The organism is Oceanimonas pelagia (genome assembly GCF_030849025.1).
Taxonomy (GTDB): domain Bacteria; phylum Pseudomonadota; class Gammaproteobacteria; order Enterobacterales; family Aeromonadaceae; genus Oceanimonas; species Oceanimonas pelagia.
Genome location: NZ_CP118224.1, coordinates 2,937,501 through 2,961,203, shown reverse-complemented (window position 1 = coordinate 2,961,203; position 23,703 = coordinate 2,937,501). Strand labels below are relative to the sequence as shown.

18 protein-coding genes (1 of these 18 cut by a window edge) are annotated in these 23,703 nt (G+C 62.2%); 8 read left to right on the top strand and 10 right to left on the bottom strand.

What is annotated here, in order from left to right:
• Positions 1 to 68 precede the first annotated feature (68 nt).
• Positions 69 to 1,265 (top strand): tyrosine--tRNA ligase, encoded by a 1,197-nt coding sequence (tyrS, locus tag PU634_RS14135; protein WP_306761416.1) that lies wholly within the window; start codon positions 69 to 71, stop codon positions 1,263 to 1,265.
• A 203-nt stretch (positions 1,266 to 1,468) separates the two neighbouring features.
• Here the strand turns inward: tyrS and PU634_RS14130 are convergent, their stop codons facing one another.
• From PU634_RS14130 to gltB, 6 genes are all read right to left on the bottom strand, one after another.
• On the bottom strand, positions 1,469 to 2,098 hold the full coding sequence (locus PU634_RS14130; protein ID WP_306761415.1) for a trimeric intracellular cation channel family protein: 630 nt from the start codon (positions 2,096 to 2,098) through the stop codon (positions 1,469 to 1,471).
• Positions 2,099 to 2,152: 54 nt separating this feature from the next.
• Positions 2,153 to 2,968 (bottom strand): cobalamin-binding protein, encoded by an 816-nt coding sequence (locus PU634_RS14125; RefSeq protein ID WP_306761414.1) that lies wholly within the window; start codon positions 2,966 to 2,968, stop codon positions 2,153 to 2,155.
• Entirely contained in the window at positions 2,961 to 3,884 is a 924-nt protein-coding gene (locus PU634_RS14120) for a cobalamin biosynthesis protein (protein ID WP_306761413.1), read from the bottom strand. The genes PU634_RS14125 and PU634_RS14120 overlap by 8 nt, the downstream gene beginning before the upstream one ends.
• A gap of 3 nt (positions 3,885 to 3,887) precedes the next feature.
• Entirely contained in the window at positions 3,888 to 4,586 is a 699-nt protein-coding gene (gene mtnN, locus PU634_RS14115; RefSeq protein ID WP_306761412.1) for a 5'-methylthioadenosine/S-adenosylhomocysteine nucleosidase, read from the bottom strand.
• Between the two features lie 305 nt (positions 4,587 to 4,891).
• Positions 4,892 to 6,307 (bottom strand): glutamate synthase small subunit GltD family protein, encoded by a 1,416-nt coding sequence (locus PU634_RS14110; protein WP_306761411.1) that lies wholly within the window; start codon positions 6,305 to 6,307, stop codon positions 4,892 to 4,894.
• A gap of 12 nt (positions 6,308 to 6,319) precedes the next feature.
• The gene (gene gltB / locus PU634_RS14105; RefSeq protein ID WP_306761410.1) at positions 6,320 to 10,777 is read right to left on the bottom strand and encodes a glutamate synthase large subunit; all 4,458 of its coding nucleotides are present in this window, start codon (positions 10,775 to 10,777) and stop codon (positions 6,320 to 6,322) included.
• Positions 10,778 to 11,470: 693 nt separating this feature from the next.
• On the opposite strand from gltB, the gene arcB reads away from it, so the two are divergent.
• Together arcB and dgt are read left to right on the top strand one after the other, a co-directional pair.
• Positions 11,471 to 13,822: an aerobic respiration two-component sensor histidine kinase ArcB gene (gene arcB, locus PU634_RS14100; RefSeq protein WP_306761409.1), complete on the top strand. Its 2,352-nt coding sequence runs from the start codon at positions 11,471 to 11,473 to the stop codon at positions 13,820 to 13,822.
• The gene (dgt, locus tag PU634_RS14095; protein ID WP_306761408.1) at positions 13,819 to 15,174 is read left to right on the top strand and encodes a dGTPase; all 1,356 of its coding nucleotides are present in this window, start codon (positions 13,819 to 13,821) and stop codon (positions 15,172 to 15,174) included. Before arcB ends, dgt begins: the two co-directional genes overlap by 4 nt.
• A gap of 38 nt (positions 15,175 to 15,212) precedes the next feature.
• Here the strand turns inward: dgt and rfaH are convergent, their stop codons facing one another.
• From rfaH to metN, 4 genes are all read right to left on the bottom strand, one after another.
• Positions 15,213 to 15,716 carry a transcription/translation regulatory transformer protein RfaH gene (gene rfaH / locus PU634_RS14090; protein WP_306761407.1) on the bottom strand — a complete coding sequence of 168 codons (504 nt, stop codon included), beginning with the start codon at positions 15,714 to 15,716 and terminating at the stop codon, positions 15,213 to 15,215.
• A gap of 99 nt (positions 15,717 to 15,815) precedes the next feature.
• Positions 15,816 to 16,646, bottom strand: coding sequence for a methionine ABC transporter substrate-binding lipoprotein MetQ (gene metQ / locus PU634_RS14085; RefSeq protein ID WP_306761406.1), 831 nt, complete (start codon positions 16,644 to 16,646; stop codon positions 15,816 to 15,818).
• Between the two features lie 25 nt (positions 16,647 to 16,671).
• Entirely contained in the window at positions 16,672 to 17,325 is a 654-nt protein-coding gene (locus tag PU634_RS14080) for a methionine ABC transporter permease (protein WP_306761405.1), read from the bottom strand.
• Positions 17,306 to 18,349 (bottom strand): methionine ABC transporter ATP-binding protein MetN, encoded by a 1,044-nt coding sequence (gene metN / locus PU634_RS14075; protein ID WP_306761404.1) that lies wholly within the window; start codon positions 18,347 to 18,349, stop codon positions 17,306 to 17,308. Before metN ends, PU634_RS14080 begins: the two co-directional genes overlap by 20 nt.
• A 478-nt stretch (positions 18,350 to 18,827) precedes the next feature.
• Between metN and PU634_RS14070 the strand changes: the two genes are divergently transcribed.
• The 5 genes in view from PU634_RS14070 to PU634_RS14050 are tightly spaced (at most 12 nt apart) and all read left to right on the top strand, a layout consistent with a single transcriptional unit that may run on beyond the window.
• Complete coding sequence (locus PU634_RS14070) at positions 18,828 to 19,847, top strand: ABC transporter permease subunit (protein ID WP_306761403.1); 1,020 nt, start codon at positions 18,828 to 18,830, stop codon at positions 19,845 to 19,847.
• Positions 19,840 to 20,886: an ABC transporter permease gene (locus PU634_RS14065; protein ID WP_306761402.1), complete on the top strand. Its 1,047-nt coding sequence runs from the start codon at positions 19,840 to 19,842 to the stop codon at positions 20,884 to 20,886. Before PU634_RS14070 ends, PU634_RS14065 begins: the two co-directional genes overlap by 8 nt.
• Positions 20,887 to 20,898: 12 nt before the next feature.
• Positions 20,899 to 22,704 (top strand): extracellular solute-binding protein, encoded by a 1,806-nt coding sequence (locus tag PU634_RS14060; RefSeq protein WP_306761401.1) that lies wholly within the window; start codon positions 20,899 to 20,901, stop codon positions 22,702 to 22,704.
• Complete coding sequence (locus tag PU634_RS14055) at positions 22,701 to 23,681, top strand: ABC transporter ATP-binding protein (RefSeq protein WP_306761400.1); 981 nt, start codon at positions 22,701 to 22,703, stop codon at positions 23,679 to 23,681. Before PU634_RS14060 ends, PU634_RS14055 begins: the two co-directional genes overlap by 4 nt.
• Positions 23,678 to 23,703, top strand: partial view of an ABC transporter ATP-binding protein gene (locus tag PU634_RS14050; protein ID WP_306761399.1) — the 5' portion only. The gene runs 988 nt beyond the window's last position; 26 of the gene's 1,014 nt are visible here — the first part of the coding sequence; the start codon lies at positions 23,678 to 23,680; its stop codon lies off the right edge, out of view. The genes PU634_RS14055 and PU634_RS14050 overlap by 4 nt, the downstream gene beginning before the upstream one ends.

Genomic DNA, 23,703 nt, shown 5'->3' with positions numbered 1-23,703 from the left:
TCCTTGGGTGCCCCGGCCCGAATCAAGGGAGAATCCATTCAGGCCTGCCGAACAGGAGTGAAGTTGTCATGTCCCAGCTGGAAGCGGCGCTGGCGGAAATCAAGCGCGGTGCCGAAGAGATACTGGTTGAAGAAGAGCTGATTGCCAAGCTGAAGGAAGGTCGCCCGCTGCGGGTGAAACTGGGCATGGATCCCACCGCCCCCGATATTCATCTGGGTCATACCGTGATCCTCAACAAGCTGCGCCAGTTCCAGGATCTGGGCCATGAAGTGTTGCTGCTCATCGGTGACTTTACCGCCCAGGTGGGCGATCCGTCCGGCAAGAACAGCACCCGTCCGCCGCTCACTCCCGAACAGGTAGCCGAGAATGCCAAAACCTACGCCGAGCAGGCATTCAAGGTGCTGGACCCGGCCAAAACCCAGATCGTGTATAACTCCAGCTGGCTGGGCGAGCTGGGTGCCACCGGCATGATCCGGCTGGCGTCCAAGCTGACCGTGGCGCGCATGCTGGAGCGGGACGACTTTAAAAAGCGTTACGCCGCCGGCCAGTCCATCGCCATTCACGAGTTCATGTATCCGCTGTTGCAGGGTTACGATTCGGTGGCGCTGAAGGCCGACGTGGAGCTGGGTGGCACCGATCAGAAGTTCAACCTGCTGATGGGCCGTGAGCTGCAGAAGGACGCCGGCATGTCGCCCCAGGTGGTGCTGACCATGCCGCTGCTGGAAGGCCTGGACGGTATCAAGAAAATGTCCAAGTCTGCCGGCAACTACATCGGTGTGGATGAAGCGCCGAACGAGATGTTTGGCAAGATCATGTCGCTGTCCGACGAGCTGATGTGGCGCTACTTCGAGCTGCTGTCGCGCCGCAGTCTGGATGAACTGGCGGCACTGAAGCAGCAGGTGGCCGATGGCGCCAACCCGCGCGACACCAAGATCCTGCTGGCGAAGGAAATTATCACCCGCTATCACAGCGAAGCGGCCGCCGAGCAGGCCCATCAGGACTTTGTGCAGCGGTTTCAGAAAAACGCCATTCCCGACGACCTGCCGGAAGTGACCCTGACTGCCGGTGCCGAGGGCATTGGCATTGCCAACCTGCTGAAAGACGCCGGTTTGGTGGCCTCCACTTCGGAAGCCCTGCGCATGATCAAGCAGGGTGCGGTCAAGGTGAATGGCGACAAGCTGGAAGACGGCAAGCTGCAGGTGCAGCCTGGTCAGGCGGTATATCAGGTAGGCAAGCGCAAGTTCGCCAAGGTTACCGTGGCCTGAGCCTGACGCGTAACGTGAAAAAAGGGCAGCTCGCAAGAGCTGCCCTTTTTGTTTGCTGTGCCGGAGTCAGAGGCATCAGCGGAGATTACCTGCGCCGACACGCTTCGAACCCATCCATGGGATGCTCGGCACATGCCGTCCATGGCATGTGACGGTCGGCTCCGGCAATTCCCCGCTTCCGCCACACCTATGCTGCCAGCGCCTTACCGCGTCAGCGAGAAGGCGGGCAACGACAGGTGCCAGCGAATGGCGGCGACCCGCAGCACAAAAGTGCCCAGCATGCCGAGGCCGGTGGCCAGCAGGGCCGGCAGCCCCAGAGCCAGGGAGCCGGTATAGAGAATACCGCCCAGAATGCAGGCGGTGGCATAGATTTCCCGCTGCAGCACCATGGGCACCTCCCGCGCCAGCACGTCCCGAATCATGCCGCCGGCCACCCCGGTGATCACGCCCATGACCACCGCCACCATGCCCGAGGTGCCGTGGCTCAGGGCCTTGTCGGCGCCGATCACGGTAAACAGCGCCAGCCCGAAGGCATCGGCCAGGGGCAGTATGTACCAGGGCAGGCGGCGCGGCAGGCGCACCACATACAGGCCCAGCAGGGCGGTGCCCAGGATCACCCAGAGGTAAACGCTATTCGTCACCCAGAACACCCGTTCGGCACCGATGATCAGATCCCGTATGGTACCGCCGCCAATGGCGGTGACCGCCGCCAGCACGATTACCCCAAAGCCATCCATGCGCAAACGGCCCGCCACCAGCACGCCCGAAAAGGCGAACACGGCGGTGCCGAACAAATCGCTCCAGTAAAACACCGAATCAACCAGCGGCAGCACTTGTTTTTACCTCAAGAAAAAGGGCCGTCATTGTATAGAGGCGGCCCACGGAACTCAATTGACCTTGAGTCTATGTTCACGGGCCAGATCCAGCTGCCGGCACAGGGCGGCAATGCCGCCCGGCGTGCGCGGCGTAAAGCGGTGCAAGGTGTCCACGTCTATGGTGAACAGCTGATTGCGGCTGACCGCGGTGAGGGCGGGCCAGGCCCGCCAGCGCGCCATGGCTTGCGGGTTTTCTGCCAGTATCACCTCAGGGTTTTGGGCCAGTACGAATTCCGCATCGATCTGCGGATAGGGGGTAGGGCTGTCGGCGGTAATGCTGACGCCGCCGCACAGGGTGACCGCCTGGCCCATCCAGGTGTGCCGGCTGGCAGACATCAGCGGCACCTCGTTGAGCTGGTAAAACACGCGCACCGGCGCCGCGTTGCGGTAATCATTGCGCAGCGCGGTGAGGGTGCGGGAATAGTGCTCGGCCACTTGCCGAGCCTGTTGCTGGTGGCCGGTGAGCCGGCCAAAACGCTCCAGCTCGTCGCCCAGATCCTCCAGCCGTCCGGGCTCGGAATACTCAACTCGAATGCCCAGCCGTTCCAGCGGCGCCACCTGCAGCGACTGGGCGCTCTGCCATGCCACCACCAGATCGGGCTCAAGGGCCAGAATGCGCTCCAGGTTAAGGGAGCGGTAATTGGCAATTTTGGGCAGTTCGGCCACGGCGTCGGGATAGTCGCTGGCTTCATCCACGCCCACCACCTGTTCCCCGGCGCCGATGGCAAACAGGATCTCGGTAATGTGGGGGGCCAGGCTGACGATGCGGCTGGCCTCGGCACGGGCCAGGGCCGGCAGTAATAGCAGGCAGAGCAGCAACTTAGGCATAGAGCAGCGGCACCAGAGTCAGGGCCCAGGCCAGTGACAGCCAGAACAGCACGGCCAGCACCAGTCGCAGCAACAGGGCGCGTGTCTGAGCGAAGCCGATGGCATGGCCATCGCCCAGCTTGGGGTAGTAATCGGTGGCCTGAGTATAACGGCGAGGGCCGCCCAGACCGGCATTCACGCCGGCGGCGGCCACCGCCAGCACACGGCCGGCGGCGGGAAAGGCCCACAGACCGCCCTTGGGCCAGGCGCGCAGGGCCCGGCGCGAGCCCGGGTAGATCAGCAGGGTCAGCGCCAGAGCATGAAACGGCAGCCATGCCATGGCCCGGTACAGGCGTGATGGCAGGGAGCCAAAGGCGCGCCAGTCGGCCAGTTTGACCGGCCAGCCCTGCACCGCCAGCCGCAGCAGGGCAAAGCCAAGGGCGGCGTAGATGCCCCCGGCCAGATACCAGCAGGCCAGGGCGAAATCGCCGGACAGCCGCAGCACCGCCACTTCCGCTACCGCCTTGCGCAGCCCCAGCTCGGAGAGCGGATCCGTCTGGCGCAGGCACAGCGGCGCCAGAGTCAGCCGGGCCAGGTTGCGTTGCTCGGGAATTTGCCGGAGGGTCTGTGGCAGCCGCCGGCTGAGCCGGCCTGCATCAAAACAGGCCCACAGCAACAGCACCTCCAGCAGCGCGGGCCAGGGGGCCAGCTCCGCCAGCGCCCACCATGCCGCCAGCAGGGGCCACAGGATCACCAACAACAGGCCGGCCCCGGCCGCCTTCAGGTAACCCGGCCTATAGCCGGGCTTGTTCAGCCGCCGGCCCAGCCGGGTGAAGCCGGCGGTGAGCAGCGGCGGCAACCGGTCGGCCGGTTGCAGCAGGCTGAGCAGCAGCGCCAGGGTCAGCAGGCTGAGGGAATGCTCGAGCAACTGGGTCATGGCTTAGCCGGGCAGGCGCTGCACCATGGCCCTGACCATGGCCGAGGAATGGCGGGCGGCAACCTCCAGAAAGGCCTCAAAGGATTCGGCCTGCTCCTTGCCGGCGATGTCCGACAGCGCGCGCACCACCACGAAGGGCACCTTGAACTGGTGGCATACCTGGGCGATGGCGCCGGCTTCCATTTCGCAGGCTTTCATGGCCGGAAAATCGGTCACGGCTTTTTTCAGCTGGTCTTCCCGGTGCATGAACTGATCGCCGGTGCAGATCAGGCCCACGGCGGAGTGAATGTCGTCTTGGCCGGTGAGGCATTCCCGGGCCAGCTCGACCAGTGCCGGATCGGCGGTAAAGGCCGGCGGCTGCTGGGCCATCTGGCCCATTTCGTAACCAAAGGCGGTCACGTCCACGTCGTGAAAGCGCACCTCGCTGGACACCACCACATCGCCCACGTGCAGGGCCGGATCAAAGCCGCCGGCGGAGCCGGTATTGATCACGCAGTTGGGCGCAAAGCGCTCCAGCAGCAGGGTGGTGGCCACGCTGGCGGCGACCTTGCCAATGCCGGAGCGGGTGATCACCACCTCCTTGCCGGCTAGGGTGCCTTTATAAAACTCGCAGCCACCCCCGGTAGTGGTGGTGGCGTTCTCCAGCAGGGCGCGCAGTTCAGCCACTTCCTGCTCCATGGCCCCGATAATTCCGATAGTCATAGTACTGATTCCGTAAAAATGATGGACGCAAGTGTAACACCATCAAGGGCAAAGGCCGATTGCACAGGGCGGAAAGTCGCCTGTTGGGATCGGATTGCGAAGCACCAGCAGGGGCATTTTTATGTGGTCGCCCGGTGAAGCCGGGAGTCCAGTGCGATATGCCATAGATCCCCGCCTTCGCGAGGGTGGCGTACCTTGGCAGAGGTGACGGTTATTCAAGGGGAGGCGTTTGTTGTTAAACGGAGATGATTACACAACAAAAAGGCCGCTCATCGAGCGGCCTTTGCACATGAACCCCGTCGGGCTTAAACGCCGATATAGTCCATGATGCCTTCGGCGGCCTTGCGCCCTTCGGCGATGGCGGTCACCACCAGATCGGAGCCGCGCACCGCGTCGCCGCCGGCGAAGACGCGCGGGTTGCTGGTCTGGAAGGCGAACTCGGCCTGCTCGGGGGCGATCACCCGGCCCCACTGGTCAGCCTCGATGCCGAATTCCTGCAACCAGGGCTGCTCATGGGGCTGGAAGCCAAAGGCCATGATCACGGCGTCGGCCTCCAGTACCTGCTCGGAGCCGGGCACCGGCTCGGGGCGTCGGCGGCCGTTGGCATCGGGCTCGCCCAAGCGGGTAGAGACCACTTCCACGCCGGTGACCTTGCCGTTGCCGTCCACGCGAATGCCGGTGGGCTGCAGATTGAACATGAAGTTCACCCCTTCTTCCCGGGCATTCTGCACCTCGCGACGGGAGCCGGGCATGTTGGCTTCGTCCCGGCGGTAGGCACAGATGACGTTGTCGGCGCCCTGGCGGATGGAGGTGCGCACACAGTCCATGGCGGTGTCGCCACCACCCAGTACCACCACTTTCTTGCCGGACATGTCGATGTAGTCGACAGCCTGTTTCTCGAAACCCAGCACCCGGTTGGCGTTGGAGATCAGGAAGGGCAGGGCGTCGTACACGCCCTCGGCGTCTTCGTTGGCCAGGCCGCCGCGCAGGTACTTGTAGGTACCCACGGCCAGAAACACGGCGTCATACTCGTCCACCAGGCTCTGGAAGGACACGTCCTTACCCACCTCGGTGTTGAGGCGGAACTCGACGCCCATCTCGGCAAAGACTTCCCGGCGACGGCTCATCACCGACTTTTCCAGCTTGAACGAGGGAATGCCGAAGGTCAGCAGGCCGCCGATTTCCGGGTAACGGTCGAACACCACCGGGGTGACGCCGTTACGGGCCAGAATGTCGGCACAGGCCAGGCCGGCGGGGCCGGCACCGATAATGGCGACCTTCTTGTCGGTCTTTACCACGTGAGACATGTCCGGGCGCCAGCCCATCTCAAAGGCCTTGTCGGTGATGTACTTCTCGATGTTGCCGATGGTCACCGCACCGAACTCGTCGTTCAGGGTGCAGGAGCCTTCGCACAGGCGATCCTGCGGGCACACCCGGCCACAGACCTCGGGCAGGCTGTTGGTCTGGTGACACAGATCCGCCGCCTCGAAGATACGCCCTTCATTGGCCAGCTTCAGCCAGTTGGGAATGTAGTTGTGTACCGGGCACTTCCATTCGCAGTAGGGGTTGCCGCAGTCCAGGCAGCGGTCGGCCTGCATCTGGGCCTGGCTGTCTGAAAAGGGTTCGTAGATTTCCACGAACTCGATTTTACGGGTGCCGATGGGCTTCTTGGGCGGATCGACACGTTGTACGTCTATAAACTGAAATACGTTCTGGCTCATCACAATCTTCCTTTACTGCGCGTGGACCCGAAGCTCGGCGGTGGAGCGGCTCTGGTGGCCCAGCAGGGATTTCACATCGCTGGACTTGGGTTTGACCAGCTTGAACTTGGGCAGGTAACGGTCGAAGTTAGCCAGTATTTCCTGCGCCCGGTCGCTGCCGGTTTCCTGCAGATGTTGGGTGATGATGCCGCGCAGGTGCTCCTGATGGATCACCAGCTCGTCCAGCCCCAGCAGCTCAACCAGCTCGGGGTTGGTCTTGAGCTCGAAATCATCGTCTTCGTCCAGTACATAGGCGAAACCACCGGTCATGCCCGCGGCGAAGTTCACCCCGGTGCGGCCCAGCACGGTGACAATGCCGCTGGTCATGTATTCACAGCCGTTGTCGCCCAGGCCTTCCACCACCGCAATGGCGCCGGAGTTGCGCACCGCGAAACGCTCGCCGGCGCGACCGGCCACATACAGGTAGCCACCGGTGGCGCCGTACAGGCAGGTGTTGCCCGCCAGGGTGGCGTCCTTGGAGGCAAAGGCCACGCCCACGTGGGACTTGATCACCAGCTTGCCGCCGGTCATGCCCTTGCCCACATAGTCGTTGGCATCGCCGGTGAGGATCATTTCCAGGCCGCCGGCGTTCCACACTCCGAAGCTCTGGCCGGCGGTGCCGTCCAGGTGAATGCGGATCGGGTCTGCGGCCATGCCCTGGTTGCCGTGGCGTTTGGCGATTTCACCGGACAGACGGGCGCCCACGGAGCGGTCGGTGTTGCGAATGGCGTAATAGAAGTCGCCGCCACTCTTGCTTTCCACCGCGGGCAGGGCCTCTTCGGTCATTTTCAGGTTGAGCACACCCTTGTCGAAGTTGGGGTTGCTGCTCTGGCAGAACACGCCCAGGCCCGGTTTGGGCTCGGGCCTGGCCAGAATGCCGGACAGGTCCAGCTTCTGCTGCTTGGCGGTGAGGCCGGGCAGGGCTTCGAGCAGATCGGTGCGACCGATAAGATCGGTGAGCTTGGTCACCCCCAGTTGCGCCATCAGCTCGCGGGTTTCCTCGGCGATGAACCTGAAATAGTTCTCCACCATTTCCGGCAGGCCGAGGAAGTGATCCTTGCGCAGCTTCTCGTCCTGGGTGGCCACGCCGGTGGCGCAGTTGTTCAGGTGGCAGATGCGCAGGTACTTGCAGCCCAGGGCCACCATGGGGCCGGTGCCAAAGCCAAAGCTCTCGGCGCCGAGAATGGCCGCCTTGACGATGTCGAGGCCGGTCTTGAGGCCGCCGTCCACCTGCAGCCGCACCTTGTGGCGCAGGCCGTTGGCCACCAGCGCCTGCTGGGTTTCGGCCAGGCCCAGCTCCCAGGGAGAGCCGGCATACTTGACCGAGGTCAGCGGGCTGGCGCCGGTGCCGCCGTCGTAGCCGGACACGGTGATCAGATCCGCATAGGCCTTGGCCACGCCGGTGGCGATGGTGCCCACGCCGGGCTCGGACACCAGTTTCACCGACACCATGCAGTCCGGGTTGATCTGCTTGATGTCAAAGATCAGCTGGGCCAGATCCTCGATGGAGTAGATATCGTGGTGTGGCGGCGGTGAGATCAGGGTCACGCCCGGCACCGCGTAACGCAGCTTGGCGATTTCGGCGGTCACCTTGTGGCCGGGCAGCTGGCCGCCCTCGCCGGGTTTGGCACCCTGGGCCACCTTGATCTGAATGACCTCGGCGTTCATCAGGTAGTGGGGGGTCACGCCAAAGCGGCCGGATGCCACCTGCTTGATCTTGGAGTTGCGCAGGCTGTTGAAACGGCTCGGATCCTCGCCGCCCTCACCGGAGTTGCTCTGGCCACCGAGGCGGTTCATGGCAATGGCCAGGGACTCGTGAGCTTCCGGGCCGAGGGCGCCGATGGACATGGCGGCGCTGTCAAAGCGCGGGAACAGCTCGGTGGCGGGCTCGACCTGGCTCAGCTCGATGCGGTTGCCGGCGGGCTTCAGGCCCAGCAGATCGCGCAGGGTGGCCACCGGACGCTCGTTCACCAGCCTGGCGTAGGCCTTGTAGTCCTCGTAGTTGCCGGAGCGCACTGCCTTTTGCAGGCTGCTGACCACATCCGGGTTGTAGCTGTGGTATTCGCCGCCGTGCACGTACTTGAGCAGACCGCCCTGATTGAGGGGCTTGCGGGCAATCCAGGCGACCTTGGCGAGGTTGAACAGGTCCTGCTGGAAGTCGTCAAAGCCGGCGCCCTGAATGCGGCTGGACACGCCCTTGAAGCACAGCTCCACCACTTCGTCGTGCAGACCGATGGCTTCAAACAGCTGGGAGCAACGGTAGGAGGCAATGGTGCTGATGCCCATCTTGGACATCACCTTGTACAGGCCCTTGTTGATGCTGTTGCGGAAGTTCAGCAGCGCCTCGCGCAGGGGCATTTTCAGCACGCCGTCGGCCACCTGGCGGGCCAGGGTCTCGTAGGCCAGGTAGGGGTAGATGGCGGTGGCGCCAAAGCCCAGCAGCACCGCGAACTGATGCGGATCGCGGGTGCTGGCGGTTTCCACAATAATGTTGGAGTCGCAGCGCAGGTTGTTTTCCACCAGGGTGCGCTGTACCGCGCCCACCGCCATGGCGGCGGGAATAGGCAGCCGGTCCTGGCGAATAGCGCGGTCGCTCAGCACCAGCAGCACGGCGCCGTCGCGCACGGCGGCGGTGGCTTCTTCGCACAGGCGCACCAGGGCGGCCTTCAGGCCTTCGGCCGGGTCAAAGTTCAGATCCAGCACGCAGTGCTTGTGGTGGGTCTGATCCAGCCCCATCAGCTGGTGAAAGTCGGAATAGAGCAGGATGGGTGACTCAAACTGAACCCGGTGGGCATGACCGTGGGTTTCGTTGAACACGTTCTGCTCCCGGCCGATCAGGGTGGCCAGAGACATGACGTGGTTTTCCCGCAGCGGATCGATGGGCGGGTTGGTCACCTGGGCAAACATCTGGCGGAAATAGTCATACACGGAGCGGGCCCGGCTCGACAGCACCGCCATGGGGGCGTCGTCACCCATGGAGCCGACCGCTTCCTGGCCGTTTTCGCCCATTACGCGAATGACCTGGTCCAGCTCTTCCATGGAATAGCCGAACAGCTTCTGGTAGGTGCGCAGTTGTTGCTCGTCCAGCTCGCTTTGGCCAGCCAGCTCGTCGGGCAGATCCTCAAAGCGTTCCAGCTTGCGTCTGTGCTGGTTCATCCACTCCCTGTAGGGGTGGCGGCCCTTGAGATCGTCGTCGATTTCAAAGCTGTTCCAGATCTTGCCGCTGGCGGTGTCCACCACGAACAGCTCACCGGGACCGACCCGGCCTTTTTCCAGCACTTCGTCGGGGGTGTAGTCCCAGATGCCGATTTCCGACGCCAGGGTGATAAAGCCGTCCTTGGTGCGCACATAGCGGGCCGGGCGCAGCCCATTGCGGTCCAGGGCGCAGGCGGCGAAGCGGCCGTCGGACATGACGATGCCGGCGGGGCCGTCCCAGGGCTCCATGTGCATGGAATTGAAGTCGTAAAAGGCGCGCAGATCTTCGTCCATGGCCGGGTTTTTCTGCCAGGCAGGCGGGATCAGCATGCGCATGGCACGGAACAGGTCCATGCCGCCGGCCAGGAACAGCTCCAGCATGTTGTCGAGGCTGGAGGAGTCGGAGCCCGAGGTATTCACATAGGGGGCGGCTTCCTTCAGATCCGGCAGCAGCGGCGAGGCAAACTTGTAGGCGCGGGCCTGGGCCCACTGGCGGTTACCACCTATGGTGTTGATTTCACCGTTGTGCGCCAGGAAGCGGAACGGTTGGGCCAATGGCCAGCGCGGCTGGGTATTGGTGGAAAAGCGCTGGTGGAACACGCAGATGGCGGACTGCATGCGAATGTCGGCCAGGTCCAGGTAGAACCGGGGCAGATCCGCGGGCATGCACAGACCCTTGTAGGTCATCACCAGGTTGGACAGGCTGACCACATAGAAAAAGTCGTCGCTGATGCGCTTTTCAATGCGCCGGCGCACAATATAGAGGCGACGCTCAATGTCCTTCTCGGCCCAGCCGGTGGGCGCGTTGACAAACACCTGCTCGATGCGCGGCAGCGAGGCTTTGGCGATCTCGCCCAGCACCCCGGTGTTCACCGGCACTTCGCGCCAGCCCACCAGGCTCAGGGTTTCCCGCTCCAGCTCTTCATTGATGATTTGGCGGTGTTGTTCGGCCACGGCGGCATCGGGGTTGAGGAACAGCATGCCGACCGCGTATTTGCGGCCCAGGTTCCAGCCCTTGTCTTCCGCCACGGCGCGAAAGAAACTGTCTGGTTTCTGCATCAGCAGGCCACAACCGTCACCGGTCTTGCCATCGGCGGCGATACCGCCCCTGTGCTGCATGCGATCCAGTGCCGAAATAGCGAGACGAACAAGCTTGTGACTGGTTTCGCCTTCGGTGTGGGCGATCAGGCCAAAACCACAGTTGTCCTTCTCAAGCGTCGGGTCATAAAGAGACATTGCATTCCTCCATTGCTCGAGCTCGGTGGCCGAGCGACTGCTTTTTTATCAGCGCATTCTGCTTTGAAGCGTCCGTTGCCATTAGTGGCTAAATTACAAAAATATCGGTATTTTTTTGTGAGGTCAATTAAATAAACACTTGGCGTGAATATCTTTTCAATTGGGCTTTTCAGTATTTTTTTAATGAAAAAGTGTTTTATTCAGGCTTAAATTCCGCGCTGTGCGGGGTTTTGTGCCCGCTTGTCTTGAACTTTGTTCTGAGGGAGGATTTGCGCTACGTTATTTTTGTGTGTTGTTTTTTTACGACAATAAATCACATAACTATGGATTTTACTCATGCCTTTTATTGGCGCAACATCTGCCCCAATAGAGTGCAATGGGTGAAAAAGCGAAGTTAATCAGCCTGTTATGAAGTCAATTTTGGTGCATTTAAGCGTTTCAGGGGGGCTACAATTGACGCTAAATGGGGCAGGATGGCACTGAGTTACGTCAAATCGCCCGTTATTTGTGCGGGGCTGCCTCGCCATGGGCCACGCTGGTGTGCCGTTTTGGTGCAGTCTGAAGCCAATGCCGGCCGGTGAGCCATGCCGGCAATGCGCCAAACCGGCGCATAGTTCACTGGTGGGCTACATGACAGGCCTCTTCGGAGCCGGTATCCTCATTCCCTTGCCGTTGCCGACAGGATAAAAGCCGATGAAACCCGTTAAGACCTGGGCCCAGTACTATGTGGATCTGATGACCAAGCTGGGCATAGTGCGCTTCAGCATGCTGCTGGCGGCCTGCATTATTTTGCTGGCCATCTTTATTCAGGTGGGGGTCACCCTGTTTTTGCGCGGCTCGGTGGAGTCGGTGGATCTGGTGCGCTCCATCTTCTTTGGCCTGCTGATCACCCCCTGGGCGGTGTATTTTCTGTCGGTGGTGGTGGATCAGCTGGAAGACTCCCGCCAGCGGCTGAGCCGGCTGGTGCAACGGCTGCAGCAGATGCGCGAGCGGGATCAGGAGCTGCATGCCGAGTTGCAGGAAAAAATCGAGCTGCTCAACCGTCAGATAGAGGAAACCCGCAAAGCCCAGGCCGCCCGCCAGCAGGCCATTGAGGATCTGGAAAGCGAAGTCTACCAGCGTGAAAAGGCACAGATGGAATCCCAGGAGCGCTCGGCGCTGCTGCGCTCCTTTATCGATACTTCCCCCGATCTGGTGTATTACCGCAACGAGCTGGAAGAGTTTTCCGGTTGCAACAAGGCCATGGAGAACCTGCTGGGCCGCCCCGAAAAGGAGCTGATCGGCCTGACCCCCTACGACGTATATCCGGCGGACGTGGCCGACAAGGTGGTGGAGACCGACAGGGAGGTGTTTGCCCGTAACGAAACCCAGACCTACGAGCAGTGGCTGCAATACCCCGACGGCCGCCGTGCCTGCTTTGAACTGCGCAAGGTGCCGTTTTTTGATCGGGACGGCAAGCGTCTGGGGCTGCTCGGTTTTGGCCGGGACATTACCGAGCGCAAGCGCTATCAGAACGAGCTGGAGAAGGCGAGCCGCGACAAGACCACCTTTATCTCCACCATCAGCCACGAGCTGCGCACTCCGCTCAACGGCATCGTGGGCCTGAGCCGCATTCTGCTGGCCACCGAGCTCAGCCCGGAGCAGCGTCAGCACCTCAAGACCATTCACTTCAGCGCCGTGACCCTGGGCAACATCTTTAACGACATTATCGATCTCGACAAGCTGGATCGCAGCCGGCTGGAGCTGGCGCCCGAACCCATGGACTTTCCCGGTTTTCTCGATGATCTGGAAAGCCTGGCTCGGCTGCAGGCGGAGCAGAAGGGGCTGTACCTGCACTTTGACCGGGACGGCGATATTCCCGAATGGATTCTGGCCGACGGCACCCGGCTGCGCCAGGTGTTGTGGAACCTGGTGGGCAACGCGGTCAAGTTCACCGACGACGGCGGCGTCACCATTCGCTGCATGGCCGACGAGCTGGCGCCGGGCCAGGTGACCCTGCGCTTTGATATTGAAGACACCGGCATCGGCATTCCCGCCGCGCTGCAGCAGAAGATTTTCGCGCTCTATTTCCAGATCGAGGGCAAGAAGCACGCCACCGGCACCGGCATTGGCCTGGCGGTGTCCCAGCAACTGGTGGACGCCATGCACGGCAGCATTGAGCTCGACAGCGAGCCGGGCGAGGGCTCCTGTTTCAGCGTCACCATTACCGTGCCCACCACAGAGGCGCCCAAGGACGATCCGGTGCTGGCCCAACTGCCCTGCCTGTCGGTGCTGCTGGTGGAAGACGTGGAGCTCAACGTCACCGTGGCCTGCGCCCTGCTGGAAAAGCTGGGTCATAGAGTGAGCGTGGCCCGGGACGGCGGCGAGGCCTTTGCGCTGCTGGCCGAGCACGACTTTGATCTGATTTTCCTCGATATTCAGCTGCCGGACATGACCGGCTTTGACATCGCCACCCGGCTGCGGGAAGACGCCAAAAAGCAGGGCACGGCACTGCCGCCGCTGGTGGCGCTCACCGCCAACGTGATCAGCGACAAGCAGCAATATCTGGCCGGGGGCATGGACGATGCCATCAGCAAACCCTTGTCTTCCAAGGCCATCAAGGGGGCGCTGGCGCGCTTTTTCGGCCACCGGCCGCCCTGCAACAAGGCGGCGAGGCTGCCGGCACCGGCAACGTCCGGGCCGGCGAGCGGCGCGGATGAACCGGTGCTGGACACGGTGTTCCTGCAGGATTACGTGGATACCGTGGGCGCCGGCACCCTGCTGTCGAGCGTGGACATGCTGGCCGAGATGGCCAGCGATTACCTGACCCGGCTGAACGGGTTTACCGCCGAACGCCGGCAGCAGGAGATTGTGGAAGAGGCCCACAAGATCAAGGGGGCGGCCGGCTCGGTGGGGCTGAAGCGGGTGCAGCTGCTGGCCCAGCAAATTCAGAGCCCGGAGTTGCCCGACTGGTGGGACAGGCTCGATGACCGGGTGGCCGAGCTCAACCGCCTGATGGCGCCGGATCTGGCCGAGCTGCGCCACTGGCTGGAGCAGCGCGCATGAGCCGTTATGCCGACTTTATTCGCGCCGACCGGCTGCGGGCCGAGCCTGAGGCGCAAAGTGCCGAGCAGGCCATCGAGGCGGACCGCGCGCGCATTGTGCAGTGTTCGCCGGTGCGCCGGTTGCAGCAGAAAACCCAGGTGTTTCCACTGGATGTAAAGGCCTCGGTGCGCAGCCGGCTGACTCATTCGCTGGAGGTGAAGGAAACCGGCCGTCAGCTGGCATTGCGGGTGGTGGCGGGGCTGGAAGCCGAGGTGGAGCGGGATGCCCTGGTCAGCCTGGTGGAAATGGCCTGCCTGCTGCACGATGTGGGCAATCCGCCCTTCGGTCACTTTGGCGAGGCGGTGATCATCGACTGGCTGGGCCGGCACCTGCCGGTACTGTTTCGTCGGGCCGTGGGGACGCCGTCGCGGCAGTGGCCCATGCTGCTGGCGGATCTGCGTCAGTTTGAGGGCAATGCCCAGAGCCTGCGGCTGCTGCACAGTCTGCAGGACATGAACCTGACCCTGAGCCAGCTGGCGGCGCTGCAGAAGTACGTGCGCGGTGCCTACCAGCCGAAAACCGGCGGTCGCTGGCAGCAAAAGCCCGGGCACTTTTTCAGCGAGCGTCCGCTGATCCAGCAGATTCGCCGGCATTTTCCCACCACCGCACACGGTCGCCATCCGCTGGCCTTTTTAATGGAAGCCGCGGACGACATGGCCTACGGGGTGGCGGATCTGGAAGATGCGGTGGACCGGGGGGTGCTCAGCCTGGCGGAGCTGGAGCTGGCCCTGCTGAATGACGGCAATGAGTACCTCAAGCAGCTGTGGCGGCAGGCGAGGGTGGAGGAGCCGGGCTTTTTCAGCCGCTTTCGCCAGCGCCTGGGGCAGGATCTGTTGCCGCTGGTATGCGAGCAGTACCTGGTGCACCAGCAGGCCATTCTCGACGGCGAGCACGATCGGCCGCTGCTGGCGGTGGAGCAGGCGCCGGCTCAGGCGTTGCAATGGCTCAAGGACTTCGCCCATGGCCATGTGTTTCGCCGGCGGGAAGTGGAGTCGCTGGAGCTGGCCGGCTTTGCCGCCCTCAAGGGCGTGCTCGATGCCTTTGCCCCGCTGCTGGCGCTGCCGGCGGCGGAGTTCACCGCTCTGGAACACCGCCGTGATGCCAATGGTCAGGTGTTGCGCCGGCTGTTTCACCGCTTGCCGCCAAGGCACCTGGCCGCTTATCGCCGCGACAGCCAAAGCGCGCCTTTTTTTGAAAGCGAGGCCGAACGGGAATGGTATTTTCGCGTGCGCCTGCTGCTGGACTTCATCAGCGGCATGACCGACACCTATGTGCTGGAAGAATATCGTTTGCTGTGCGGCCTGCAGGGCTGAGCCGGCCAAAGCCCCAAGGGGAAAACGCCCGGCGGGCGCTATTTTTCGAGCCGGATGAAATCGGTGTTGGCAAAGCTGGCCCGGGTCTGGCTTTGCAGCAGGGTCAGCAGCAGCATGGCGCGGCTGTCACCGTCGGCCTCCTGGTAGATGGCTTCCATACCCGCAAAGGGCCCTTCCTTGATCAGCACCCGGTCGCCGCATCGGGGCAGGCTGCTCAGCTGCTCGCCCAGGCGCTCGTCCCCGGCGCGGCACATCAGCTCGTATACCAGCTCATTGGGCACCACGCAGGGAGTATCGCCAAAACGCACCAGGTTGCGCACCCCCCGGGTGGAGCGCAGGGTGGTGGAGCTGATGTGCTCCAGGTCGGCGCGCAGGAACAGATAGCCCGGAAACAGCGCCTCGTTACGCACCACCCGCTTGCCGCGCACGATTTTTTTGACCTCGATAAAGGGACAGAAGGTTTCTATGTTCTGGTTTTCGAGATTCAGCAGGGCCCGCTCTTCCTCCCGTGGGCGGCAGTGGGCCAGATACCACTTGTGCATGAGTCCATCCCGGCTAGACACGTCAAAGGCGCATTATGGCAGCAACAATAAAAAAGGGCCACGGCATGCCGTGGCCCTGCTGGCAAAGTGAGCGCGGGCTTACCAGCCCTTGACCACGCCGCCCTTGAACAGATCCAGCGCCGCCTGGTAGACCTCTTCACTCTGGTAGGCCTTGACGAAGGTCTGTACCCGCTGGTCGTTCTGGTTGTCGGTGCGGGACACGATCAGGTTGACGTAGGGGGATTCCTTGTCTTCCACAAACAGGCTGTCGCGGCCGGGCAGCAGATCGATTTGCGAGGCATAGGTGGTGTTGATCACCGCAAAGGCCACGTCATCCAGGGAGCGGGGCAGCTGAGGCGCCTCCAGCTCGACGATGTCGAGGTTTTTGGGGTTGGCGGTGATGTTCAGCGGCGTAGCTTCCAGGCCGGCGGCATCATCCACCTCGATCAGGCCCTGCTGTTCCAGCAGCAGCAGGCTGCGGCCCAGGTTGGTGGGGTCGTTGGGCACAGCCACCTTGGCACCCTCGGCCAGCTCGTCCAGGGACTTGATCACCTTGGAGTAGGCGGCGATGGGGTACACGAAGGTGTTGCCTACCGGTACCAGCTCGTAGCCGCGATCGGCAATTTGCTTGTCGAGGTAGGGCTTGTGCTGAAAGGCGTTGATGTCGAGGCTGCCGTCGCTCAGGGCCACGTTGGGGGTGACGTAGTCGCTGAAGGACACCAGCTCTACCTCCAGGTTGTATTGCTCCTTGGCCACCCTGGCGGCCACTTCCGCGACCTGTTCTTCGGCACCGGCGATCACACCCAGGCGCAGCGGCTTGACCGCTTCCGCCTCGGCAGTGGTCTGTTCGGCCTGTTCGCCGCAGCCGGCCAGGGTCAGGGCCGAGGCCAGCACGCCCAGGGTGGCGAATGATTTCAATCCAGCTTTCATGATGCACTCCTTGATATAAGAAAACTCAGCGACGATCGACACGAGCCACCAGCCGTTCGCCGGCGCTCTGAATGATTTGTACCAGTACCACCAGGATCACTACCGTGATCAGCATGATCTGCGGATCAAAGCGTTGGTAGCCGTAGCGAATGCCCACATCACCCAGGCCACCGCCACCCACGGCACCGGCCATGGCGGAGTAGTTGACCAGGGTGACCAGGGTAATGATGATGCCGTTGAGCATGCCCGGCAGGGCCTCGGGCAGCAACACCTTGTACACGATCTGCAGCCGGCGGGCGCCCATGGCCTGGGCTGCTTCCACCAGGCCCGACGGCACTTCCATCAGCGCCCCTTCCATCAGCCGGGCCACAAAGGGAATGGCGGCCACGGTCAGTGGCACCACGGCGGCCCAGGTGCCGATGCTGGTGCCCACCACCAGCCGGGTAAAGGGAATGATGGCCACCAGCAGAATGATAAAGGGCACGGAACGGCCGATGTTCACCACCGTGCCCAGCATCTTGTTAAAGGCCTTGTTTTCCCAGATCTGGCCGGGTTTGCTCACGTGCAGGGCAATGCCCAGCGGCAGACCCAGGGCACAGGCGATGGCGCCCGAGCCGAAGGTCATGATCAGGGTCTCCCAGAGCGCCGAGAGCAGCAGATTAATCATGGCGTCGGACATAACCGAGTAACTCCACCTGAATTTTGTGTTCTTCCAAATAAGCGATGGCGGCCTGAGTCTGCTCAGGTTGGCCATCCAGCTCCGCCAGCATAAAGCCGAATTTGACGCCGCCGGCGTATTCGATGTCGGCGCTGAGAATGGTGACGTCCACCTTCAGTTCCCGGCTGAGAATGGAGATCAGCGGCGTATCCACGGTTTCGCCGGTAAAGCCCAGCCGCACCAGCGGCAGGGCTCCGGCTACCGGCTTGGCGGACAGACGGGCCTGGTATTCATCGGGAATTTCCAGATGAATGGTGGAGGCGATAAAGCGGCGGGCCAGCTCGGTTTTGGCATTGGCGAAGAACCAGGCCACCTCGCCCTGCTCCACCAGCTCGCCGTCGTTGATAATGGCCACCCGGTCACAGATGGATTTGACCACCTGCATTTCGTGGGTGATCAGCAAAATGGTCAGGCCCAGACGCTGGTTGAGCTCTTTCAGCAGCGCCAGAATGGACTGGGTGGTCTGCGGATCCAGCGCCGAGGTGGCCTCGTCACACAGCAGCACCTTGGGCGCCGGTGCCAGGGCGCGGGCGATGGCCACCCGTTGCTTCTGGCCACCCGACAGGGCATTGGGGTAGGCATGGGCGCGGTGGGACAGGCCCACCAGCTCCAGCAGCTCGTTGACCCGCTGTTTGATCTCGGCTCTGGGGGTGCCCGCCAGTTCCAGGGGCAGGGCCACGTTGTCGAACACGGTGCGGGATGACAGCAGGTTGAAGTGCTGAAAAATCATGCCGATATTGCGGCGGGCGCGGGACAGTTCGGTGCCGCCCATGGCGGTCAAATCCTGGCCGTCCACGTATACCCGGCCCTCGGTGGGGCGTTCGAGCAGGTTGACGCAACGGATCAGGGTGCTCTTGCCGGCACCGGATTCGCCGATAACGCCCATGATCTGGCCGGCGGCAACCTCCAGATCGACGTTTTTCACGGCGTGAACGGCATTTTCGCCCGCTCCGTAGCGTTTGGTAATATTGGTCAGTTTGATCATCGGAGGATGGGCCCTTCCGGTATGGTTATCCACTGCGTAGACAGCGTAAGAACAGGGACAAGTCATGCTTACATGACCGATGGCAGAGGATGCTAAGCCGTCTGGACGTCCGAGTCAACGAGTATTTCCCGCGATACCGCGAGAATGAAAAACGGTCTCTGTCTTGCCCCTTTTGCAATGCCTTGATATAGGATGAAAAAGAACAGCATAAGCCGTAAGCTGGCATGATAAGACCCGGCTGTTGGTCGAACTGTGGAAGGCCTGCAAGGTGAAGCGGCAGCAGGGATTGCCGGAGCCGACCGTCAAATGCCAGGGATGGCATTTGCCGAGCGCCCCAGGGATGGGCCTGAAGCGTGTCGGCGCAGGTAGCCCTGCTGTCGATTCACGGTACGCCGAGTCTGCTTGCTAATGCGTTTTGCCGGGTACGATCAACCGGCAGCCACTAATCCTTTTTCAGGGAACGAACACAAGGAATACAATGGGCCAGTATTTTCTGCGTCGATTATTGCTGCTGATCCCCACCTTTCTCGGCATTACCCTGGTGGTGTTCGCCATTACCCGCTTTGTGCCCGGGGGGCCGGTGGAGCGCATGCTGATGGAAAGCCAGCTGGCGGGCAGCGAATTCAGCCACAGCAGCCGGGGCGGGCAGGTGCTGTCGGCCGAGCAAATTGACGAACTCAAGGCCTTTTACGGCCTCGACAAGCCGGTGGCCGAGGCCTATCTGGACTGGCTGGGCAAGCTGGTCCAGCTCGACCTGGGGGTCTCCACCCGCTATTACCTGCCGGTGTGGGAGCTGATCCAGGAGCGGCTGCCGGTGTCGGCCTTTTTCGGTATCAGCACCTTTATTCTCAGCTATCTGGTATCCATCCCCCTGGGGGTGCTCAAGGCGCTCAGGCACAACAGCCGGTTCGACAGCATCAGTTCCATGTTTATCTACGCCGGCTATGCTCTGCCGGCCTATGTGGTGGGGATTTTTCTGCTGACGGTGTTCGCCTTTCAGCTGGGCTGGTTTCCCATGGGCGGCTTTGTGGGCGACGATTTCTACTACCTGGACGGCTTCTGGCCCAAAACCCTGAACCTGTTTCACCATGCCCTGCTGCCGCTCATCGCCTATGCCATCGGTGATTTCGCGGTGCTGACCATGACCATGAAAAACAGCCTGATGGAAAACCTGTCGGCGGATTATGTGCGCACCGCGGTGGCCAAGGGGTTGCCCTTTGGCAAGGCCGTTACCCGCCATGCCCTGCGCAACAGCCTGATCCCCATTGCCAGCCACTTCGGCAACGTAATTTCGGTGTTTTTTGCCGGCTCCTTCCTGATCGAGGTGATCTTCAATATCGACGGCCTTGGCCTGCTCGGCTACGAGGCGGTGGTGGAGCGGGACTACCCGGTGGTGATGGGCATACTGGCGGTGACTTCGCTGCTGATGCTGCTGGGCAACATCGTATCGGACATCTGCGTGGCGCTGGTGGATCCGCGAGTGAGGTTCGATGGCTAGACTGCTTTCTGATGTCACCCTCAAGAAACTGCGCCGTTTTCGCAGCATCAAACGCGGCTACTACGCCTTTGTGCTGTTTATGGTGATGGTGCTGCTGGCCGTGTCTGCCGAGCTGTGGGTGAACAACCGGGCGCTGCTGGTGAAGTATGACGGCGAACTGTACTTTCCCACCTACGGCGCCGTGATCCCCGGCGACACCTTTGGCCTTGGCTACCAGTATGAAACCGACTATCGGGAACTGAAACAAGTGCTGAGTGAGCAGCCCGGCAACTGGGTGCTGCTGCCCCTGGTGCCCTGGAGTCCCTATGAGCAGGACTACAGCGGCAACGGTTATCCGCCCACGGCGCCGAGCCTGGACAGCCGGCATTTTCTCGGCACTGACAGCTCGGGCCGGGACATAGTGGCCCGGCTGGTATACGGTTTTCGCACCGCCGTGGGCTTTGCCTTTATCGCCCTGTCCGCCAGTTATGGCATCGGGGTGCTGCTGGGCTGCCTGATGGGCTTTCGGGGCGGGCGGTTCGATCTGTTGTTTCAGCGCTTTATCGAAATCTGGTCGCAGGTGCCCTTTCTTTACGTGATCATGATACTGGTGTCGATCACCCAGCCCAACTTTGCCCTGTTTGTCGCCATCAACGTGCTGTTTGGCTGGATGGGCATTACCTGGTATATGCGCACCCTCACCTACAAGGAAAAGGCGCGGGACTATGTGATGGCGGCCCGGGCCCAGGGGGCGGGCACCTGGCGCATTATCGTGCACCACATATTGCCCAACACCCTGATGATGATCGTCACCCTGGCGCCCTTTACCGTGGTGGCCAATATTTCCCTGCTCACGGCGCTCGATTACCTGGGCTTCGGTCTGCCGCCGCCCACCCCGAGCTGGGGCGAGCTGCTGCGCCAGGGGGTGAATCACCTGGACTCGCCCTGGATAGTGGCCTCCGTGGTCACGGCGGTGTCGCTGGTACTGATCACGGTGTCCTTTATTGGCGAGGCCATTCGCGAGGCCTTTGATCCCAAACACTTTTCTCGTTACGAATAGGCAGGGACTGCAATGAACAAATTACTGCTGATACTGGCCGGCCTGGGGCTGGCGCTGGGCCTGCAGGCGGCGGAGCTGCCCGACCACCTGACATGGGAAACCAATGAAGCGGACCCCGTTTTTGCCTCGCCCGAGGCCAAACGGGGGGGCGTGTTCAACATGACGCTGATGAGCTTTCCACTCACCTTTCGTACCGTGGGGCCCGATTCCAACACCTCATTCCGGTCCTTCATTCTGGAGAATCAGCTCGGCCTCTATGCCCTGCATCCGCAAACCGAGAATCCCATTCCCGCCCTGGCCACCCACTGGGCCTTTGGCGACGACAACCGCACCATGTATTTCCGGCTGAATCCGGCGGCGCGCTGGTCCGACGGCGAGCCGGTGACCGCCGACGATTACCTGTTCGCCCTGGAGTTCATGCGTTCCAAGGTGATCCGTGCCCCCTGGTACAACAATTATTTCACCGAAGAAATCACCGACGTCACCAAATATGACGACTACACCATCTCGGTGACCGCCGGCAGCCCCAAGAGCCGTCGCGAGCTGCTCAACACCGTGGGGCTGGTGCCTCAGCCCGAGCATTTTTACGAGCTGAGCGAGGACTGGGTGCGCCGCTACAACTGGGAGGTGGCGCCGGTGACCGGCGCCTATGTGATAAGCGATGTCAAACGGGGTCGATCCATTACCTTTAAACGGCTGGACGACTGGTGGGGCAACGATCTCACCTATTACCGGCACCGGTTCAATGTGGATGAAATCCGGCTCACCGTGGTGCGGGATCTCAACATCGCCTACCGCCATTTTCTGCGCGGCGACATCGACACCTTTGGCCTGATCCTGCCGGAGTGGTGGCACGACAAGACCAGTACCCCCGAATACCGCAACGGCCTGATTAACCGCATCTGGTTCTACAACGACATGCAGCAGGGCGCCCAGGGCCTGCACCTCAACACCGCCCATCCCAGGCTGGCGGACGTGCGGGTACGCAAGGGCATTGCCCATGCCATCAACATGCAGCGCATGCTGGATACCATACTGCGCGGTGATTATGAGCGCATGAACAGCTTTGGCAGCGGCTACGGCGATTTTACCGACTATGACATTCGTGCCCGGGCATACGACATCAACCAGGCCCGTGCGCTGTTCGCCGAGGCCGGTTACGATCGCCAGGGGCCTGGCGGCATTCTGATGAACGCTGAGGGCGACCGGCTTAGTCTGGCGGTCACCTACACCACACAGGAGCACACCGCCCGCCTGGCCATTTTGCGCGAAGAGGCGCGCAAGGCGGGGCTGGACCTGCAGCTCAACCTGGTGGACGGCGCCACCGGCTTCAAGGTCATGCTGGAGAAAAAGCACGAGTCGGCCTGGCTGGGCTGGAGCGGCGGCGGTCTTTACCCGCAGTACTGGGAGTTCTTCCACTCCCTCAATGCCAACAAGCCCCAGACCAACAACCTGTTCAATATCAGTGATGCCGAGCTGGACCGGCTAATCGAGGAATATCGCCGCACCATGGATCTGGACGCCAAGGCGGCCATTTCCCGGCAAATACAACGCCGGGTACACGAGCTTGCCATCTTCATCCCCGGTTATCAGGTGCCCTACACCCGGGAAGCCTACTGGCGCTATGTGAAGCTGCCCGAGACCAGGGGGACGCGGCATTCGCCTTCCCTGTTCTGGCCGATGGAAGGATACCCTTACAGCACCGGTGGCCTGTTCTGGATCGACCAGCAACAAAAGGCCGAGATCAAGGCCGGCGGCAAGCGCTATGAACCAGTGCTGGAGGTGGTGGAAACCTGGCGGAGACCTGACAGCCGATGACGGACTTGCTGCAAGTAAACAACCTGGCGGTCAGTTTCACCACCGAGGCGGGCTGTTTTCGCGTGGTGGATGACGTCAGTTTTTCGCTGGCGCCGGGGCAGACCCTGGGGTTGGTGGGGGAGTCCGGTTGTGGCAAGAGCGTCACCGCTCTCAGCCTGCTGGGCCTGCTGCCGCAACCGGCGGGCAGGGTGGAAGGCGGCCGGGCGCTGTTTCAGGGGCAAGATTTACTCACTCTGGATCCGCAACAGCGCTATCGGCTGCGGGGTAACAAGATCGCCATGATTTTTCAGGAGCCGATGACGGCCCTGAACCCGGTGCATACCGTGGGCCGCCAGCTGATGGAGGTCTATGAGCTGCACCGTCCCGAGCTGAACAAGGCACAGCGCCGGCAGGCGGCGCTGGCCCTGTTACGTCGGGTGGGCATTCCGGAAGCCGAGGCCCGGCTGTCTGCCTACCCGCATCAGCTTTCCGGCGGCATGCGCCAGCGGGTGATGATCGCCATGGCGCTGGCCTGCGAGCCGGAGTTGCTGATCTGCGACGAGCCCACCACGGCGCTGGATGTGACCATACAGGCGCAAATCCTGCACCTGATCCGCGAGCTGCAGCAGCAAAACAACATGGCGGTGATTTTCATTACCCACGATCTGGGGGTGGTAGCCCAGCTCTGCGATCAGGTACTGGTGATGTACGCCGGGCGCAGTGCCGAGCAGGCCGATGTGTATGAGCTGTTTGAACGCCCTCGTCACCCTTACACTCAAGGGCTGCTGGCGTCCATTCCCCGGCTGGACCGGCCCGGAAAAACCGAGCTGCCGGTCATTGCCGGTCAGGTGCCGTCGCTGGAACAGTTGCCGTCCGGCTGCCGCTTTGCCAACCGTTGCCCCCACCGAACCGAGGTGTGCGCTGTCCAGCCGTTGCCTGAACAGGCATCGGAGCTGCATCATGTGTGGTGTCACCACTGGCGGGAGCTGGCTTCATGAGCACCCTGCTGAAAGTGGACGG

What these genes read in the sequence shown, in the direction of transcription:
- tyrS (WP_306761416.1), top strand. Translation starts at nt 69, where the DNA reads ATGTCCCAGCTGGAAGCGGCGCTGGCGGAAATCAAGCGCGGTGCCGAA.
- PU634_RS14125 (WP_306761414.1), bottom strand. Translation starts at nt 2,968, where the DNA reads ATGCCTAAGTTGCTGCTCTGCCTGCTATTACTGCCGGCCCTGGCCCGT.
- PU634_RS14120 (WP_306761413.1), bottom strand. Translation starts at nt 3,884, where the DNA reads ATGACCCAGTTGCTCGAGCATTCCCTCAGCCTGCTGACCCTGGCGCTG.
- mtnN (WP_306761412.1), bottom strand. Translation starts at nt 4,586, where the DNA reads ATGACTATCGGAATTATCGGGGCCATGGAGCAGGAAGTGGCTGAACTG.
- PU634_RS14110 (WP_306761411.1), bottom strand. Translation starts at nt 6,307, where the DNA reads ATGAGCCAGAACGTATTTCAGTTTATAGACGTACAACGTGTCGATCCG.
- gltB (WP_306761410.1), bottom strand. Translation starts at nt 10,777, where the DNA reads ATGTCTCTTTATGACCCGACGCTTGAGAAGGACAACTGTGGTTTTGGC.
- arcB (WP_306761409.1), top strand. Translation starts at nt 11,471, where the DNA reads ATGAAACCCGTTAAGACCTGGGCCCAGTACTATGTGGATCTGATGACC.
- dgt (WP_306761408.1), top strand. Translation starts at nt 13,819, where the DNA reads ATGAGCCGTTATGCCGACTTTATTCGCGCCGACCGGCTGCGGGCCGAG.
- rfaH (WP_306761407.1), bottom strand. Translation starts at nt 15,716, where the DNA reads ATGCACAAGTGGTATCTGGCCCACTGCCGCCCACGGGAGGAAGAGCGG.
- metQ (WP_306761406.1), bottom strand. Translation starts at nt 16,646, where the DNA reads ATGAAAGCTGGATTGAAATCATTCGCCACCCTGGGCGTGCTGGCCTCG.
- PU634_RS14080 (WP_306761405.1), bottom strand. Translation starts at nt 17,325, where the DNA reads ATGTCCGACGCCATGATTAATCTGCTGCTCTCGGCGCTCTGGGAGACC.
- metN (WP_306761404.1), bottom strand. Translation starts at nt 18,349, where the DNA reads ATGATCAAACTGACCAATATTACCAAACGCTACGGAGCGGGCGAAAAT.
- PU634_RS14070 (WP_306761403.1), top strand. Translation starts at nt 18,828, where the DNA reads ATGGGCCAGTATTTTCTGCGTCGATTATTGCTGCTGATCCCCACCTTT.
- PU634_RS14065 (WP_306761402.1), top strand. Translation starts at nt 19,840, where the DNA reads ATGGCTAGACTGCTTTCTGATGTCACCCTCAAGAAACTGCGCCGTTTT.
- PU634_RS14060 (WP_306761401.1), top strand. Translation starts at nt 20,899, where the DNA reads ATGAACAAATTACTGCTGATACTGGCCGGCCTGGGGCTGGCGCTGGGC.
- PU634_RS14055 (WP_306761400.1), top strand. Translation starts at nt 22,701, where the DNA reads ATGACGGACTTGCTGCAAGTAAACAACCTGGCGGTCAGTTTCACCACC.